Origin of the sequence: Apibacter raozihei (assembly GCF_004014855.1) — a bacterium.
GTDB lineage: Bacteria > Bacteroidota > Bacteroidia > Flavobacteriales > Weeksellaceae > Apibacter > Apibacter raozihei.
The window spans coordinates 3,153,259-3,170,088 of the sequence record NZ_CP034930.1; the positions used below are offsets into that span (position 1 = coordinate 3,153,259).

Genomic DNA, 16,830 nt, shown 5'->3' on the forward strand with positions numbered 1-16,830 from the left:
TATTATTTAGTATATGTTAAAAATTCTTCGCTTAATCCACTGTATTCCAACAAAGATGCCAGGTCAGTGACATAATTGTACTCTGCTTGTAATTTTTGCAGTCGTACACCAGATAAATTGGACTCTGCATCTACCACGTCTATTGAAGATGCCACCCCCTCAGAAAAAGCAAAATTCCGTACTCTGACTAATTCTTCTGCAAGTTTAATCTGTACTTCTAAATTTTTAATTTGTTCGTCCTGCTTCTCTAAATCATAATATATCTTTTCTATTATTGTTTTAATGTCAATATTTGCTCTCTGCTGATATAGTTCAACGCTTTCTTTAGTTGCTTTTGCTGATTTAATCTCATTTTTATGCTGTAAACCTTCAAATAAAGTATAACTGATCCCTACACCTAATAACCATGGTTTTTGATCTTTTTCAACTAGTCCTACAGGGTTGTTATGTACTAATATTGCCTGACCAAAGGTCGCAACTGTAGGATAATAAGAAGATTTCTTAGCTTTAATTCCCTGCTCTGCCAAATCAATTTGTAATTGCAACTTCTGCAATTCCGGATAATTTAATATGGCTGCGCTTTGATAGTATTCCAGTGGTTTAATGAAAGGTGATACAAAAAAATCAGTGGATAGATCTGCAGATTGAATTTCAGTTTCCAATGTGTTAGATAACGCTACCCTGGCTAAAGCAGCATCTTTTTTTGCAGCTAAATACTGCCTGTTTGCTTCTGATACTGCAACATCTGCCTGTAATTTTTCAACAGGAGCAATAATTCCTTGCTCTTCTAGTTTAGTTGCATTATATAAATGGCGATTCATTCCTTCTAAAACTTTTTTTCGAACTATAACAGCTTCATCTGCTAATTTTACCTGAAAATAACGCTGAGCCAACTCTGAAATTAACTTATTTTTAGTACTTATGGTTTCCATTTCACCAATTTCAGATTTTATTCGGGAAGCTTCCACAGCAGCGTTAATCTTTCCTCCACTAAATAATGGCCACAAAAAATCCACTCCTCCAAAAGCTATACCTCTTTTTAGTAATGTTACATCCCAATTTCCCAAAAGACTTGGATCCGGTAAGTGCAATAAACCTCCAATACCATTCCTTATGCCATTTAAATCGGCTCCCAACTCTTTATTTAGATATATACCCATTCCGAAAGCTCCTATTTTTGGATAACGTAATCCTTGAGAAGTTTTCAATTCGTATTTGTGTACTTCCTCTTTTTTTTCTGCTACTTTAATCAAGCTGTTATCCTTATACATTATATCCTTCGCCATCGAAAAGGTCAAAGACTGTGCATATATTTTATTTGCAAAAAATAAAATTATAACAAAAGGCAGATATCTAAACCAGCTTAATATCATTCGTGCTAACTATTAATTATTTATATTTTGTACTTTACAAAAGTAAAACTATTTTATATTGCTATAACCAAAAATAATATGATTTTTCAAATCATATTTACTCAATTAAAGTTACTAACTTTGTATAAATAAAAACACTAAACCTTAAATGTTATGTCTAAATTATTTTCATCTTTAAATTTAAAAAACAATATTCTTAAGAACAGAATAGTCATGTCTCCGATGTGTCAGTATTCTTCGCATGATGGTTTTGCCAATGAATGGCATTTTGTTCATTACGGATCCAGAGCTGTAGGCGGGGTGGCAGCAGTGATTCAGGAAGCAACGGCAGTTTCTCCTCAAGGAAGAATTACATATAAAGATTTAGGTATATGGAAAGATGAACATATGCTTGAACTTAACAAAATTGTTAATTTCATACATAATCAAAATTCACTGGCTGGCATTCAGCTTGCACATGCAGGAAGAAAAGCCAGTACTACTATTCCCTGGATGCCAGACGAAAAACTTGAAGAAGGTTATAGCCAGTGGCCTGTTGTAGCTCCTTCTGCCATAGCGTTTGATTCAGATTCATTAGTTCCTAAAGAACTTTCAATAGATGAAATTAATATTATAATTACTGATTTTAAAGAGGCTGCCAGCCGTGCAGCCAAAGCCGGCTATGATATTATAGAAATTCATGCTGCTCATGGATATTTAATTCATGAATTCTTATCTCCTTTAAGCAATCAAAGAAAAGATATATATGGTGGCGAATTTAAAAACAGAATTCGGTTTTTACTTGAGATAGTTGAGGCTTGTAAAGAAGTTCTTCATAATCATAACTCGCTTTGGGTACGTATTTCTGCTACAGACTGGGCAGAAGGTGGGTGGTCTATTGATGAATCTATAGAATTAGCAGAAATATTAAAAAATAGTGGTGTTGAAGTAATAGATGTTTCTTCCGGTGGACTTCTGCCTCATGTTAAAATACCTGTAAAACCAAATTATCAGGTTCCATTTGCTCAGAAAATAAAAAATGAAACAGGTATATTAACAGGATCTGTAGGATTGATTACTCATGCAGTTCAAGCTGAAGAAATTCTTGAAAACGAAGAAGCTGATCTCATTTTTATAGGAAGAGAATTACTTCGTAATCCTTATTTTGCTTTACAATCATCAATTATTTTAGAGGGTAGTAAAAATTACCCCTCTCAATATGAAAGAATTTAGAAAAGCTTTTTACCTGTAAAACACAATATTTGTTCTTTTACAGGTAATTGTAACATTTATACTTATTAAAAAATAATTTTAGAAATCAAAAAAAGATAAATTTTTAAAAGTATAATTTATTTTTTTTATCTAAATTTACCGTGTTAAATGTTAAAATACATGAAATACTTTAACATTTTTTGAGTGTTTTTTGGTATTGTTTTTGACTTTACATTGTTTATTAATTCCAAATTTCAATTATTAACATTATATTATAGATACAAATGAAGAAATTTATTGCTGTTTCATTTTTATTAGGAATTGGATTTTTATCTGCTCAATCTATCTCTTTCGAACAGGAGCAAATAGATTACGGTTCTGTAAAAAAAGGTGCAAACGGAACCAAAGTATTCAAATTTACAAATACAGGAGATAAACCCTTAATAGTATCAAATGTAAAATCTTCTTGTGATTGTAGCGTACCGTCATGGACAAAAACACCAATATTACCTGGTAAATCAGGAGAAATAACTGTTAAATACGATACAAAAATTAATGGTAAATTTTCTAAATCTATTGAGGTTTACACTAATGATACTAAGTATTCAAGGAAACTATTAAAAATTAAAGGAGAAGTTAAATAATAAATTAAAAAATAATTCTTAGATATGAAAAAAATTATTTTAAGTTCAGCATTCGTTTTAGGTGCTTTCTTACTAAGTAATGCACAAGAACTAAAAATAACAAATTATGAAAATAATATTGTTGAGTACGGCAACATAGCAAGAGGTTCTGATGGTAAAAGAATAATCAAGATTCAAAACGTAGGAAAAAAACCACTTATTATATCTAAGATTAATACTTCTTGCGGGTGCACTGTGCCTTTATGGCCTTCCGAACCAATTGCACCTGGTAAAAAGGGTGAAATTACTGTAACTTATAATACTGCTAGCGGAGGAAACTTCAATAAAGTAATTACTATTAACTCTAACGATGTTAATAACCCGACTTTAGCTGTAAGGATTCAGGGTAAAGTTGAGGATGCCCCTGTAGCGGTTGAAGCAGTTTCAAAAAAATAAACTTAATATTTATAACAAAAAACCTATCGAAATGATAGGTTTTTTTGTTTATCGGCTAAAATTATAATTAAATTCTTATTATAATAGTTTGTTTTATCTATTATAATCAATGTTTTTTGTAGTTTTGTAAACTATGTGATTCGGGTTATTAAAATTGTATTTTTTATACAGCTATTTATACTTTATTTAATTTTACATGAAAAAGATTGTTAATATTTTATTGTTAATTATATTGCTATTTGCAATAGCGGGATGTATTATCCCTTCTTTTCTACCTAAAAACATTAACTTTCAGGTTTCCAGAGAGTATAACAATCCGATTAGTGAAGTTTTTCTCGAATTTAACGATTTAGAAAATTACGGAGTATGGGGTACTATGGTCAGTGAAGATTCCATTAATACTCGAATTAATTATTTTGCGCCATATAAAGGTGAAGGAAGCAGCTTAACCTGGTCCAATAAAAAAGACACTAATATAGGTAAAGGAGAATATAAAATTCTTAAAAGTAAAATCAATAAATATATTCAATCTCAAATCATTTTTGTTGAAACAGCTGTTATCTGTATAGAAGATATATACTTTAAACCTGTAGATGGCTCCACTCAAGTAACCGTTAATCTAAAAACAGAAGACTTTTCATATTTTAACCGAATTTTTGCTTATCTGTATGCAGAAAGATTACAGGATAATTTAGAAGAAAGCCTTGCCCGGCTGGAAAAAAAATTAAGTAAAGGTAATTTAAATAAAATTCTTGCTTCTGGTGATACTGAATATACAGATCTTCAGGGAATTCAAATGATTGCCATTAAAAATGAAACATCTACGGATGCTGAAGATATTTATAAATCAATGCATAAATCTTTAGGCGAAATAACAGAATATCTTACTGATAGTCTTCGCTATATTCCTAATGATATTAAAAATCCTATTGCGTATTATATTAAATATGATACAATTGAAAAAAGTGCTGTTTTTTATTCCGGCTATCCTGTCAAATTAGATATTCTTCCTCCTAATACTGATATCAAATTAATATCAATACCCGGTGGAAAAGCTATTTATACACCAATTAGCGGTAAAGTTGAAAACCTAATTAATGCTCGCTATACTTTAGATACATATTCTAAAGAAAATGGAGTCAAACTTAAAAATCAATTTTGGGAAGAGTATCTGGATTTTCCTTTATCTTTTGATGATGAAATAAAAGGTAATGCCTACTATTTAATCATCGAATAATCTGAACTAAATTAAACTAAATAAAAATTCAAATTCATGAAAAGAGCTTTAATAAGCGTATCAGATAAATCAAATCTGATTGAATTTTCGAAATTCCTTATATCTAAGGGATATGAAATTATTTCTACCGGAGGTACTTATAAGCATCTTCAGAACAATGGTGTAAATGTTATTGAAATTGATGAGGTTACTCATTTTCCGGAAATGCTTGACGGAAGAGTAAAAACACTGCATCCTAATATACATGGAGGAATACTGGCATTACGTGATAATGAAAATCATTTAAAAACTATTGCTGAACATCAGATACAGACAATAGATCTGGTTGTTGTAAATCTTTATCCTTTTTTTGAAAAGATGAATACTGGTCTTTCTGAACCGGAAATGATTGAATTCATAGATATCGGAGGACCTTCTATGCTACGATCAGCTGCTAAAAATTTTAAGTCAGTTACCGTAATTTCTCAGGTAGAGGATTATGATTTAATTATTCAGGAAATTACTGAATTAGGTGATACTACTTTTGAAACAAGAAAAAAGCTTGCTGGAAAAGTTTTCAACCTCACATCTGCTTATGATGCTGCTATTTCTTCCTACATACTTCAGGATGATTATCCTCAATATTTAAATGTTTCTTATGAAAAAGTTGAAGATTTAAGATATGGAGAAAATCCTCATCAAAAAGCGGCGTTTTACGTTGATAAAACTAAAAACGGAGCTATGAAAGACTTTGAACAGCTGCAAGGCAAAGAACTTTCTTTTAATAACTTCAGAGATATGGATATGGCCTATAAAGTTGTTAACGAATTTTCTGAAATTGCCTGCTGTGCTGTAAAACATTCAACGCCTTGTGGAGTTGCACTCGGAAATTCTGTTTCTGAAGCTTATCAAAAAACATATGACTGCGATCCGGTATCAATTTTTGGAGGTATAGTTGCATTCAATACAGAAGTCGATAAAAAGACTGCTGAGTTACTGGCTCCTACTTTTTTGGAAATAGTTATCGCTCCTTCATTTGATTCCGAAGCTTTACAAGTGTTCGCTACTAAAAAAAATCTTAGAATTATAAAAGTTAACAATCCGGTATCAGATTCCGTTGAATTTGTAAAGGTTGATGGAGGTTTACTTGTACAGGATACCGACAATGCTTTTTCCAGCAATTTTGAAAAAGTCACCGAACTGGCTCCGAAAAAGGAATTGATGGAAGATTTGATTTTTGCTCAAAAAATTGTTAAACATGCTAAATCTAATGCAATTGTTGTAGCTTCAGGACAACAAGCCCTAGGTATTGGTTCAGGACAAACTAACAGAATCTGGGCTGCTAAACAAGCTATTGAAAGAGCTAAAAGTAAAACACAATCTGATTTAATTCTGGCTTCTGACGCTTTTTTCCCTTTCAGAGATGTTGTGGATGTTTCTGCTGCCAATGGTATAAAAGCTATAATTCAACCAGGTGGCTCAATGAGAGATCAGGAAAGTATAGATGCCTGTAATGAGCATAATATTCCTATGATATTTACTGGTGTGAGACATTTTAAACATTAATAATTTTATATTTAAAATAAAAAAAGGTATTCAATTGAATACCTTTTTTGTTTATAATTAATATTTCGTTTTTTAAGGTACAATAGTCGTAAATAAATACGTAGCAAAAATTACCAGTAATACAATTCCCTGAAGTATGTTGGTTTTTCCTGAGTGCAGGGAAGAATAAACTGTAAACAATGATAAAATTAACAGTAAAGTTGATTTTGCATCAATTCCCAAGGTAACCGTCATTCCAGTGAAATAGGATACAATTGCTACTGCGGGAATGGTTAGCCCTATACTTGCTAAAGCAGATCCTAAAGCTAAGTTCAAACTAGTCTGCAATCTGTTATTCTGTGCTGCCCTCCATGCTGCCATGCCTTCGGGTAATAGAATAACTGCAGCTATGATTATACCTACTAAACTCATAGGTGCACCCATTTCTATAACCATGCTTTCTATGGCCGGAGACAATTTTTTTGATAATAGTACCACTGCTACTAATGCCAATATGAGCAAGATCAGGCTGGTAATTGTTGTGGGTAATGAGGGGGGATCTGCATGCTCTGATTCATCGTGATTTATATCTTCTTTTTTTGGTAAGAAAAAATCCCTGTGTCTTATAGTTTGCATGGATATAAAACCTCCATATAAAACCAAAGAAATAATTGCCACAAAAATTAATTGTTTATCAGAATATACACTTCCGGCTTCAGTTGTTGTATAATTGGGTAAAACCAGTGTTAGCATAGATATTGCTATTAAGGTAATCAGTGCTGCACTAACACCTTGTTGTCTATAGTCTTGTTGTTTGTACTTATATCCACCAGACCAAAGACATAGTCCTATTATACCTGTTAATATAATCATGATAGCTGCAAAAACGGTATCTCTAGCCAGCGCTGAAGGCTGTTCGTTTCCTTCTGACATCATTAATGATACAATAAGTGACACTTCTATGACTGCAATGGCTACTGCTAAAATGATTGTTCCGAAAGGCTCTCCTACCTTATGAGCTATTACCTCTGCATGATGAACGGCAGATAAAACTGCTGTAATTAATATAACTCCTAAAAAAATAAGATAAAAAGTATTTTCAGTAAACGTGCCTTTTAAAAATAAAGTAAATACAGCTATAACCGGAAAAAACAAGGTCCACAACGGTAATTTTATATTTAGTTTTTCTGATAAAAATTTATTATATTCCATAATAATTCCTCTAATAAAGTGTTAAATAGTTTAGATTTAAGATAACAAATTTTCTAATGATTAAGTAAATACTTATTTCTTAATAAATAATTTTAATTTAATTTATATGATTTACTAATTCCTATCAGTATTTGTCAATATTTAGTGTTAAGTAATAATTAGTTGCTTAAAATGATTAAACTAATTGTGCAGCTTTGTTTTCAATAGTTTTCGTTTCTTCTAATTGTTTAAGATTATCTAAAGTTACTAAAGCAATCTGGCTTAAGGCTTCTTCGGTAAAAAATGCCTGATGCGCCGTTACTAAAACATTAGGGAATGAAAGTAACAATTGAATGGTATCGTCTTCGATGATAGTTTCCGATAAATCCCTAAAAAACAGTTTTTCTTCCTGCTCATATACATCGATACCTAATGCTCCTATTTTTTTTGTTTTAAGACCTTCGATAATAGCGCGGGTATCAATTAACCCTCCTCTACTTGTATTAATTAAATACACACCTTTCTTCATAAGTTCAATAGTATCTTTATTGATTATATGATGAGTTTCGGGAGTTAACGGACAGTGTAAAGATATAATATCGGATTGTTTTAATAATTCATCCAGTGCTACGTATTCAAAACCTTCTTTTTTTAATTCTTCATTCGGATATAGATCATACGCTAATACTTTTGTGCCTAATGCCTTTATCGTTCTGCAAAATACTCTTCCTATATTTCCGGTTCCAATAACTCCAACCGTTTTCTTAAAAATATTGGTACCTAGTAATCCGTTTAATGAAAAATTTTGTTCTCTCACCCTATTATAAGCTTTATGTGTCTTTCTATTTAAAGTCAACAACATAGCCAAGGTATGTTCTGCTACCGCTTCCGGTGAATATGCTGGTACTCTGCACACTCTTAATCCGTACTCTTTAGCGGCTTCCAAATCTACATTATTAAATCCTGCGTTTCTAAGGGCTATATATTTAACTCCTTTCTTAACTAATTTTTTTATTACCTCTTTATTAATTTTATCATTAACAAAAACACAAATAGCTTCTGCATCTTCTAAAATATTAACTGTATGTTCGTCAAGATTAGCTTCAAAATATTCCAATTCAAAATTAAAGTTTTCATTACATGCATTAAAAAATTTTATATCGTAAGGTTGGGTTGAAAAAAAAGAGACTTTCATTATTTTATTTTTTATTTTAAGTGTCAAATAGTATTTCAAGTAAAATTACAAAAAGTATATAAGGTAAACATAATCATATATATATTATTTGTAATTATCTTCAGTCAACTATACATATAATTTTGTTTAAAACTTATGGTTGTAATTTTTTATCATTAAACATTCTACCAATTTTATTATTACTTATGTCATGTAAATATTTTTTTTACTTTGAAAATAAATTGACTCAAAATATACTTTTACCTAGTGTAAATAATTTTAATTTATCTTATTTTATTTTTTTATTATCTTTAGTCCATATAATTTACTTATTCAAAAAAATCAATTTATGAAAAAACTTATATTACTCACCTTATCAGTATTATCTCAATATAGCTTCGGGCAAGATAATACTTTATGGCAGAACTCCATCCCTATGACTAAGGTTATAGAATGGAGAAGACATATTCATCAAAATCCTGAACTTTCATTTCAGGAAAACAAAACCAGTAAATATGTGGCAGATGTATTGAAGAGTTTTGGAAATATTCAGGTGAAACAAATTACAAAAACCAGTGTCATTGGTATTTTAAAAGGAAATTCTCCCGGAAAAACTGTTGCTTTCCGAGCTGATATGGATGCCTTACCTATTCAGGAAGAAACAGGTTTACCTTATGCCTCTGTAAATGCAAATGTGAGTCATGCCTGCGGTCACGATTCTCATACAGCTATGTTGCTTGGAACAGCTTATACGCTTTCTAAAATGCAAAAAAATTTAAAAGGTACTGTTATATTTATATTCCAACATGCAGAAGAAAAAATTCCCGGAGGAGCTTTAGATATGATTAAAACCGGAGAACTTGATTCCATTGAAGCATTTTTCGGACTACATGTTATGCCTCTTCCTGTAGGAATCATTGGTATTTTGCCTAACGGGCCTGCCTCTACTGCCTCAGACAGCTTTTTCCTGACAATCACTGGTAAAAGTTCTCATGGTTCCATGCCCCATCTAGGTGTTGACCCTATCGTTACAGGGGCTGAGCTGGTAAATAATTTACAAACTATTGTTTCCAGAAATGTACAGCCTGGAAATTTAGCTGTTCTTACTGTTGGAAAATTTCAATCAGGAAATGCTCCTAATGTAATTCCTGAAAGAGCTGAACTGGCAGCTACGATACGAACGACTGATCCTGAAACAAGAAAGTTAATGGAAACACGCATTAAATCCATAGTTGAAAATACAATAAAAACTAACAATGCAAGCTATCAACTGGATTATGTTTTAGGTTATCCACCTATATATAATGATGAAAAACTGAATGCTTTAGCCAAAGCCAGCGCTATTAAGGCGACAGGATTAGATAATGTTGTTGATTCTCCCTCTATTACAGCCAGTGAGGATTTTTCTTATTATAAAAAAATAGCTCCTGTTTGTTTTGTCTTACTTGGAGTAGGTAATGATGCTGTTAATCATAATTCAAAATTTACTATTGATGAAAGTGCTTTTCTTAATGGTATTAAAACTGAAGTTCAGATTATCCTTGATTTTCTAAATCAATAAATTTAATAGTAAAAGAGCCGCATAAGCGGCTCTTTTTATGAATTATTTTATCAAACTTCAGAAAGATTATTCTCCTTCTTCCATTTTTCTTTTTAATTCTTGTAATTCGTCTAAATCACCTAAGGTTGATTTTTCAACGCTTTGGTTTTGAGACTTAACTTGTTTTTCAGTTTCTTCTCTGCTCTCTTCTTCACGGAAAGTTCCAGTATGAGAAACAACTACTCTTTTGAATTCTTTGTTAAATTCAATTACTTTGAATTCAGCATCGTCTCCTTTTTTGATTTTAGATCCATCTTCTTTCTCTAATAATCTTGAAGGACAGAATCCTTCTACTTCAGCATCTTCAAACTGAACAGTAGCTCCTTTATCAAACAACTGAATTACTTTTCCTGTGTGTACAGTTCCTTCAGCATATTTAACTTCGTATTTATCCCAAGGGTTATCAGTTAATTGTTTGTGACCTAAGCTTAGTCTTCTTGCATCTGTATCAAGTTCTAAAACTACAACATCTAATACATCTCCTACTGAACAGAATTCAGACGGATGTTTGATTTTTTTAGTCCATGAAAGATCAGAGATATAAATTAATCCATCAACACCTGCTTCTAATTCTACGAAAACTCCAAAGTTTGTGAAATTTCTAACAGTTCCTTTATGTTTAGAACCTACAGGATATTTAGCAGTAATGTCTGTCCAAGGGTCTGGAGTAAGCTGCTTCATACCTAAAGACATTTTTCTTTCTTCTTTATCTAAAGTAAGAATTACACATTCTACTTCATCACCGATTTGTACGAAATCTTGTGCAGATCTTAAGTGAGTAGACCAAGACATTTCAGAAACGTGAATTAATCCTTCAACACCTGGAGCTACTTCTACAAAAGCACCATAATCAGCTAAAACAACTACTTTTCCTTTGATTTTGTCTCCAACCTGTAAGCTTGAATCTAAAGCATCCCATGGATGTGGTTCCAATTGTTTCATACCTAACTGAATTCTTGATTTTTGATCATCAAAATCAAGGATTACCACGTTAACTTTCTGATCTAATTGTACTACTTCAGATGGATGATTAATTCTGCTCCATGATAGATCTGTGATATGGATAAGTCCGTCAACACCTCCAAGGTCGATGAATACACCGTAAGAAGTAATGTTTTTAACAACACCTTCTAATACCTGACCTTTTTCTAATTGACCGATAATTTCTTTTTTCTGATCTTCGATGTCAGCTTCGATTAATGCTTTGTGAGAAACAACTACGTTTTTGAACTCATGGTTTATTTTCACAATCTTGAATTCCATAGTTTTTCCTACAAATTGATCGTAATCTCTAATTGGTTTTACATCAATCTGAGAACCAGGTAAGAATGCTTCGATTCCAAATACGTCTACAATCATACCTCCTTTAGTTCTTGATTTCACATAACCTTCAACAATTTCTCCGGTTTCGTGAAGCTCATTAACTCTATCCCAAGCTTTAAGCATTCTTGCTTTTCTGTGAGAAAGTTGTAATTGTCCTGTTTTGTCTTCTCTTTGAGCAACCATTACTTCAACTTCATCACCAACTTTTAAGTTAGGATTATAACGGAACTCATTTAAGGAAATTACTCCTTCGGATTTAAAGTTTATGTCAACGATAGCTTCCTTATCGGTAATACGAACTACCTTACCTTTGAAAACCTGATTTTCATCAAGTTCCTGTAAAGAAGTATCATACATTTTTTCTAATTCTGACTTTTCTTTTCTATCTTCAGCGTCAAGGCCAGATTCAAAAGAATCCCAATCAAATTGTTCAGGAGCCACATTGGCATTTTGAAGAACCTCTTGTTCTTCTACTAGGTTTTTAGTCTCTTCAGACATATTGTTTAATTTAAATTGTATTTCAACCAAGGTCAATTAAGAATAAAAGGCGAAATTGTTTGTTTGAAAGTGGTTATACTTAAAGTTATTTCGATTTTCTTCTAGTCGCCAAAATCGAAGCGCAAATATAATAAAAAATTTATAGTTTTAAAATTTATTACACCTCTTTTTTACTGATATTCTAAAAGTTAAGGCTATTCTAATTTAATTATTAATAATTAAATATTTAAGCTAAATCATTTTATCTTTTACTCGTTGATTTTCAAACAAATTATTACGCAATATTTTAAATTATAAAGATAAATGTTAAATTTATAATACATTATTTAATAACTTTAAAATATTTTAAAACTATATTGTAATAAAAATTTAACCTAGTAAAACAGAGGTTTGAATTAAATTATGTAGAAAAATATAAACTTATGAGTATGGTTGATCCTAATACAAAAAAAATCCCACTATTTCATAAATTTAAAGTGGGATTTGGAGTTATAGTTAATATATTTTTAATGTGATCTATTTTGATAATGAATTATATGAAAAATTTAAATGAAAGGATTAATAAATATCAAAGATTTACCAATATACCTCTCCTTTCATAAGTTTCTTAACTGTTCTGAAAACAGTTCCTGACAGTGCTTTTACCTGCCCGTCTTCTTCAGCAACTTTAGCACCTACTGATAGTAAACCGCCACAATGTCCTATACGTATTTCCTCCTGTTCGCTGGCTTTTCCGATAATCTGATTAACAATTGTTCCAGGAATTTTGGCTGCCACTCCTGTACATATTCCTCCTGTTATTGCATAATTAGGATGCAATTTTCCCATTGAAAGCATACGCGCCTGTAGGTCTATCTGATCTTTTTTAATTGTTTCTCCATTACTGGCTTTGTAATCTGCTGCTTCTGCAACAAAGCAAAACTTAGGTATTGCAGGTATTTTTTTTGCTTCTTCTATAGATGTAGTTAGTCCCATCTTTACGGAAGCTGCTTCTCTAATACTTAACATTTTTTTCAATAATTCAGGATTTGAATCTATATCCAGCGGTTGTTCGCTTCCTGTTAATCCTAAATCTTTCGCCCTGACAAAAACCAATGGGTTAGCTGCATCAACTATAGAAACTTCAAAATCTCCGTAATCCGGAGTTGATAAAACATCTATAACATTTCCTGTAGGTAGCAGCTTTTTAGTTACAGCACCTCCGGGTTCCAGAAAATCTAATTGTATTTTAGAGGCAGTTCCTGGCACTCCTGAAATGGCATAATTACCTTCATATACCACTTTTCCATCTTTTACCGGCAAATGTGCTATAATTATTTTACTTGTATTGGTATTAAAAATAGAAACCTGTGTAATAGGTTCCTGAACATCATCTATTAATCCCATTTCTATAGCAAAGGGAGCTACTGCTGCTGACATATTTCCACAGTTTCCTTTACGATCTACTAAGCTGGTTGTTATATCAACCTGAGCAAATGTATAATTCACAGCATTTTTTTCTCCGTTTCGTTTTTTAACGATCACTGCTTTGCTGGTGGTGGAGGTTGCTCCGCCCATGCCGTTAAACTGCTTACCGGTAGGATCATTTCCACCGTATATAGCTGTCAATATATGGTCTTGTTCTTCAATACTTTCAGGTAAATCATTTTCAAGAAAACACCCTCCTTTACTGGTACCTCCTCTCATCCAAATACAATTAATTTTTTTCATTTTTTATGATTTTGAATTATTTAAAACTTTGTAATTTTTTATATAATAGAAAAACCAGGTAAGTGATAATAAATCGGCACTACCTCCCGGACTAAGATTTCTATTTATACATTCATCATCAAACTCTTCCAATTGCTGTAAAAAATATTTTTCATTTTCATAGATTTTTGAATCTCTCATCATTTTGCCGGCATAGTCCTTTATCCATTGTAAGGCCTCTACTCCTCCTCTGTTAACAATATTAGTATCATTATTTTCTGACATTAATGAAATCAAAGCTAAAAATAAGCTAAAATCCTCACCCAGAAAATTAAATTTTTCAAATATGGGTAATGAGATACTGACTACGGTCTGAAAACCGGAAGCTGCCTCACCTCTGGCTCCTTTGAATTTGTATTTTTTATATGTTTTTATTCCTGCTGTAGATTGTTCGTTTACCTCTAGTTCCTTTTCTATATTTTGAGTAATTTCAGACACTAATTTACAAACTTCAGTAATTGATACACTCTCTTTTTTGTATAGATATCCTAATGCTGTACACACTAATCCTAATGAAAATATACTTCCTTTATGAGTATTTACTCCCTGCGTGGCCTGAAACATTTTTTTTTCAGCTTCGATTCCTATAGGACGAATCTGTTCGAGAATTTTATCTTTTTCTTCGTTTTGTAATGCCATTCCTTTTGACACAAAATCTTTTAAATAGGGTTTAATTGCCTGAATACTTCGATGAAACATAGGCAAGTCCATATCTTTATGTGAGCCGTTATTTCTTTTATCAACCAATCCTGGCTTAGGTGTTAGTAAAACCTCTTTTTCTAATGCTTTTGCTGCTAAATTCATAATCATATTCGCAAAAGCATCTTCTAAAACCAATTTTTGCATGGTAATCAAGATATCTTCCAGCGTATGAGTCCTGTTTCTTGCACATATCTTTGCTTCTTTTTCACATATCAAACATTTTCTGGGGCTGGAACCTAATTCAGTTCTGGATATTATTTCACCTTTCTCATTTAATACATCAGCATCCCATAGTCTTGCTAAATTTGAAGATTCTTCCAAATCTATCATTAATTTTTTCAGATTATCTGCTTTTGTTTTAACTGCATAAACAGCAAAATGACCTGTGTTTTCTCTATGTATCTGCTGAGAATAAATTTCAATAGTATTTTGTTCAAACCATGAATCAATTTCTTCCAAGGCTCTTTGGAAAATATAGTCAAAAAGATGATTTTTTTTTACTCCTCCCGGTGAAACCAAACTTAATGATAGTAAAGAACAAGAATGCTTTTGCAAGCATTCCTGTTGTATGAATTGTTTTTTTTCACGGGAATCAAGTAGTTCTATTAATTCAACTTGTTTTCCTAAAAAACAATCAGAAGATTTTAATTGGTTAAATTCTTTCTTGAAATCTTCCACTTTATTCTTTAATTTGAAAAACTGTATCTATTACATGTCCATCTCTGTACCTTACCACAGCTACCGGTTTATCAGTAAATTCGATAGGTTTAGGCTTTCCGGTAAGACTAATAGCTCTTTCGTGTAACTGCCTTATGGTAAACAGTTCAATTCCGGCCTTTTCAAGTTTTTCTTTTATATCTGGCCTTTGGGGATTTACAGCAACTCCATGATCTGTAACTAATATATCTATATTGTCTCCTGGTGTTACACAAGTTAAAACATTTTCTACTACGGTAGGAATTCTTCCTCTTACCAATGGTGCTACAATTATTGATAAATGTGCTGAGGCAGCTGTGTCACTGTGCCCGCCTGAAGCACCACGTATCACCCCGTCCGATCCTGTTAAAACATTAACGTTGAAATTAACATCTATTTCCAAGGCACTTAATATCACTATATCCAAACGCTCTACTGAGGCTCCTTTAGAACTGTAATTTGCATATTTATTTGCACTTATCTCTATATGATTGGGATTGACAGCTATGGAGCGTGCTGCATCTTTATCAAAGCTTTGTACATCCAAAAGCTTTTTGATTAATCCTGCTTCATGTAATTTCACCATGCTGGAAGTGATTCCTCCTAAAGCAAATGCAGCTGTAATATTTTGAGATTGCATCTTATTTTCCAAAAATCTGGTTACTGCTAATGAAGCTCCTCCTGTACCTGTTTGTAAGGAAAATCCATCTTTAAAATATCCTGAATGAAATATAACTTCAGCTGCTTTCCTTGCTATTAAAAGTTCTCTAGGATTGGTTGTCATTCTGGTTGCGTCCGCTCCGATTTTATCCGGATCTCCTACCTGGTCTACTTTTACTATATAATCTACTTCGTCTTGTGCTATGCTTCCGGGATTGAATGGATAGGGTGCTATTTTTTCTGTAAGCATTACCACCTTTTTAGCATACTGAGCATCTGTTTTAGCGTAACCCAGAGAACCACAAAACCCTACTCCGGTCGCATTTCCGTAGTCATCACATACCGGAACTCCTAAAAATGCAACATCGATGTTAATTTCTCCTGATTTTATAAGGTGAACTCTTCCTCCGTGAGAATGTATATTTACCGGCTCTTTCAAAATACCTCTTGATATTTGTTCTGCCAGCTCTCCTCTTATTCCGGATGTATAAATTTTTGTGATGACTCCTTGTTTAATATATTCTACTAAAGGGGCGTTACAACTATTTAATGAGCTGGAGGCCAAGGTAAGGTTCTTAAATCCTTTTTTTGCAATTACTTCCATTACTCTGTTAATTACAAAATCTCCATTTCTGAAAGCATGATGGAAAGATATGGTCATTCCGTCTTGTAAACCACTTTTTTCAATAGCCTGTTCTATTGATTGACATATTTTCCTATCGCTTGCAATTGTTTCGAATAGGTCTAACTTACTGATTTTATGATATTCTTCTATGGATAAATCTTTATGAGTATCCAAATAGGTTAAAATTCTTTCTTTCTGATCCATTTTT

13 protein-coding genes are annotated in these 16,830 nt (G+C 32.2%); 6 read left to right on the plus strand and 7 right to left on the minus strand.

Going from position 1 to position 16,830, the window contains the following annotated elements; all coding sequences use genetic code 11:
• Window positions 1-2: 2 nt before the first annotated feature.
• A complete protein-coding gene (locus EOV51_RS14000) occupies window positions 3-1,286 on the minus strand; it encodes a TolC family protein (RefSeq protein ID WP_228427642.1) in 1,284 nt (427 codons plus the stop codon).
• Window positions 1,287-1,526: 240 nt separating this feature from the next.
• Here EOV51_RS14000 and namA point away from each other — a divergent pair, with 240 nt between their 5' ends.
• The 5 genes from namA (at window position 1,527) to purH (ending at window position 6,425) form a co-directional block, all read left to right on the plus strand.
• Window positions 1,527-2,585, plus strand: coding sequence for an NADPH dehydrogenase NamA (gene namA, locus EOV51_RS14005; protein WP_128153151.1), 1,059 nt, complete (start codon window positions 1,527-1,529; stop codon window positions 2,583-2,585).
• Window positions 2,586-2,848: 263 nt separating this feature from the next.
• Entirely contained in the window at window positions 2,849-3,208 is a 360-nt protein-coding gene (locus EOV51_RS14010) for a DUF1573 domain-containing protein (RefSeq protein ID WP_128153152.1), read from the plus strand.
• Window positions 3,209-3,232: 24 nt separating this feature from the next.
• Window positions 3,233-3,643, plus strand: coding sequence for a DUF1573 domain-containing protein (locus EOV51_RS14015; RefSeq protein WP_128153153.1), 411 nt, complete (start codon window positions 3,233-3,235; stop codon window positions 3,641-3,643).
• Between the two features lie 196 nt (window positions 3,644-3,839).
• Complete coding sequence (locus tag EOV51_RS14020) at window positions 3,840-4,880, plus strand: hypothetical protein (protein ID WP_128153154.1); 1,041 nt, start codon at window positions 3,840-3,842, stop codon at window positions 4,878-4,880.
• 36 nt (window positions 4,881-4,916) lie between these two features.
• Complete coding sequence (gene purH / locus EOV51_RS14025) at window positions 4,917-6,425, plus strand: bifunctional phosphoribosylaminoimidazolecarboxamide formyltransferase/IMP cyclohydrolase (protein WP_128153155.1); 1,509 nt, start codon at window positions 4,917-4,919, stop codon at window positions 6,423-6,425.
• A gap of 72 nt (window positions 6,426-6,497) precedes the next feature.
• On the opposite strand, the gene EOV51_RS14030 is transcribed toward purH, so the two are convergent.
• Both EOV51_RS14030 and EOV51_RS14035 read right to left on the minus strand, forming a co-directional pair.
• Window positions 6,498-7,616 (minus strand): calcium:proton antiporter, encoded by a 1,119-nt coding sequence (locus tag EOV51_RS14030; protein WP_128153156.1) that lies wholly within the window; start codon window positions 7,614-7,616, stop codon window positions 6,498-6,500.
• Window positions 7,617-7,791: 175 nt separating this feature from the next.
• On the minus strand, window positions 7,792-8,790 hold the full coding sequence (locus EOV51_RS14035; RefSeq protein ID WP_128153157.1) for a 2-hydroxyacid dehydrogenase: 999 nt from the start codon (window positions 8,788-8,790) through the stop codon (window positions 7,792-7,794).
• 328 nt (window positions 8,791-9,118) lie between these two features.
• Here EOV51_RS14035 and EOV51_RS14040 point away from each other — a divergent pair, with 328 nt between their 5' ends.
• Window positions 9,119-10,330 carry a M20 metallopeptidase family protein gene (locus tag EOV51_RS14040; RefSeq protein WP_228427643.1) on the plus strand — a complete coding sequence of 404 codons (1,212 nt, stop codon included), beginning with the start codon at window positions 9,119-9,121 and terminating at the stop codon, window positions 10,328-10,330.
• A 66-nt stretch (window positions 10,331-10,396) separates the two neighbouring features.
• On the opposite strand, the gene rpsA is transcribed toward EOV51_RS14040, so the two are convergent.
• The 4 genes from rpsA to citF form a co-directional block, all read right to left on the minus strand.
• Window positions 10,397-12,190, minus strand: coding sequence for a 30S ribosomal protein S1 (gene rpsA / locus EOV51_RS14045; RefSeq protein WP_128153158.1), 1,794 nt, complete (start codon window positions 12,188-12,190; stop codon window positions 10,397-10,399).
• Window positions 12,191-12,766: 576 nt separating this feature from the next.
• A complete protein-coding gene (locus tag EOV51_RS14050; protein WP_128153159.1) occupies window positions 12,767-13,900 on the minus strand; it encodes a 2-methylaconitate cis-trans isomerase PrpF family protein in 1,134 nt (377 codons plus the stop codon).
• Window positions 13,901-13,903: 3 nt separating this feature from the next.
• Window positions 13,904-15,319 carry a triphosphoribosyl-dephospho-CoA synthase CitG gene (citG, locus tag EOV51_RS14055; protein WP_128153160.1) on the minus strand — a complete coding sequence of 472 codons (1,416 nt, stop codon included), beginning with the start codon at window positions 15,317-15,319 and terminating at the stop codon, window positions 13,904-13,906.
• Between the two features lies 1 nt (window position 15,320).
• Window positions 15,321-16,826 (minus strand): citrate lyase subunit alpha, encoded by a 1,506-nt coding sequence (citF, locus tag EOV51_RS14060; protein ID WP_128153161.1) that lies wholly within the window; start codon window positions 16,824-16,826, stop codon window positions 15,321-15,323.
• Window positions 16,827-16,830: the final 4 nt, after the last annotated feature.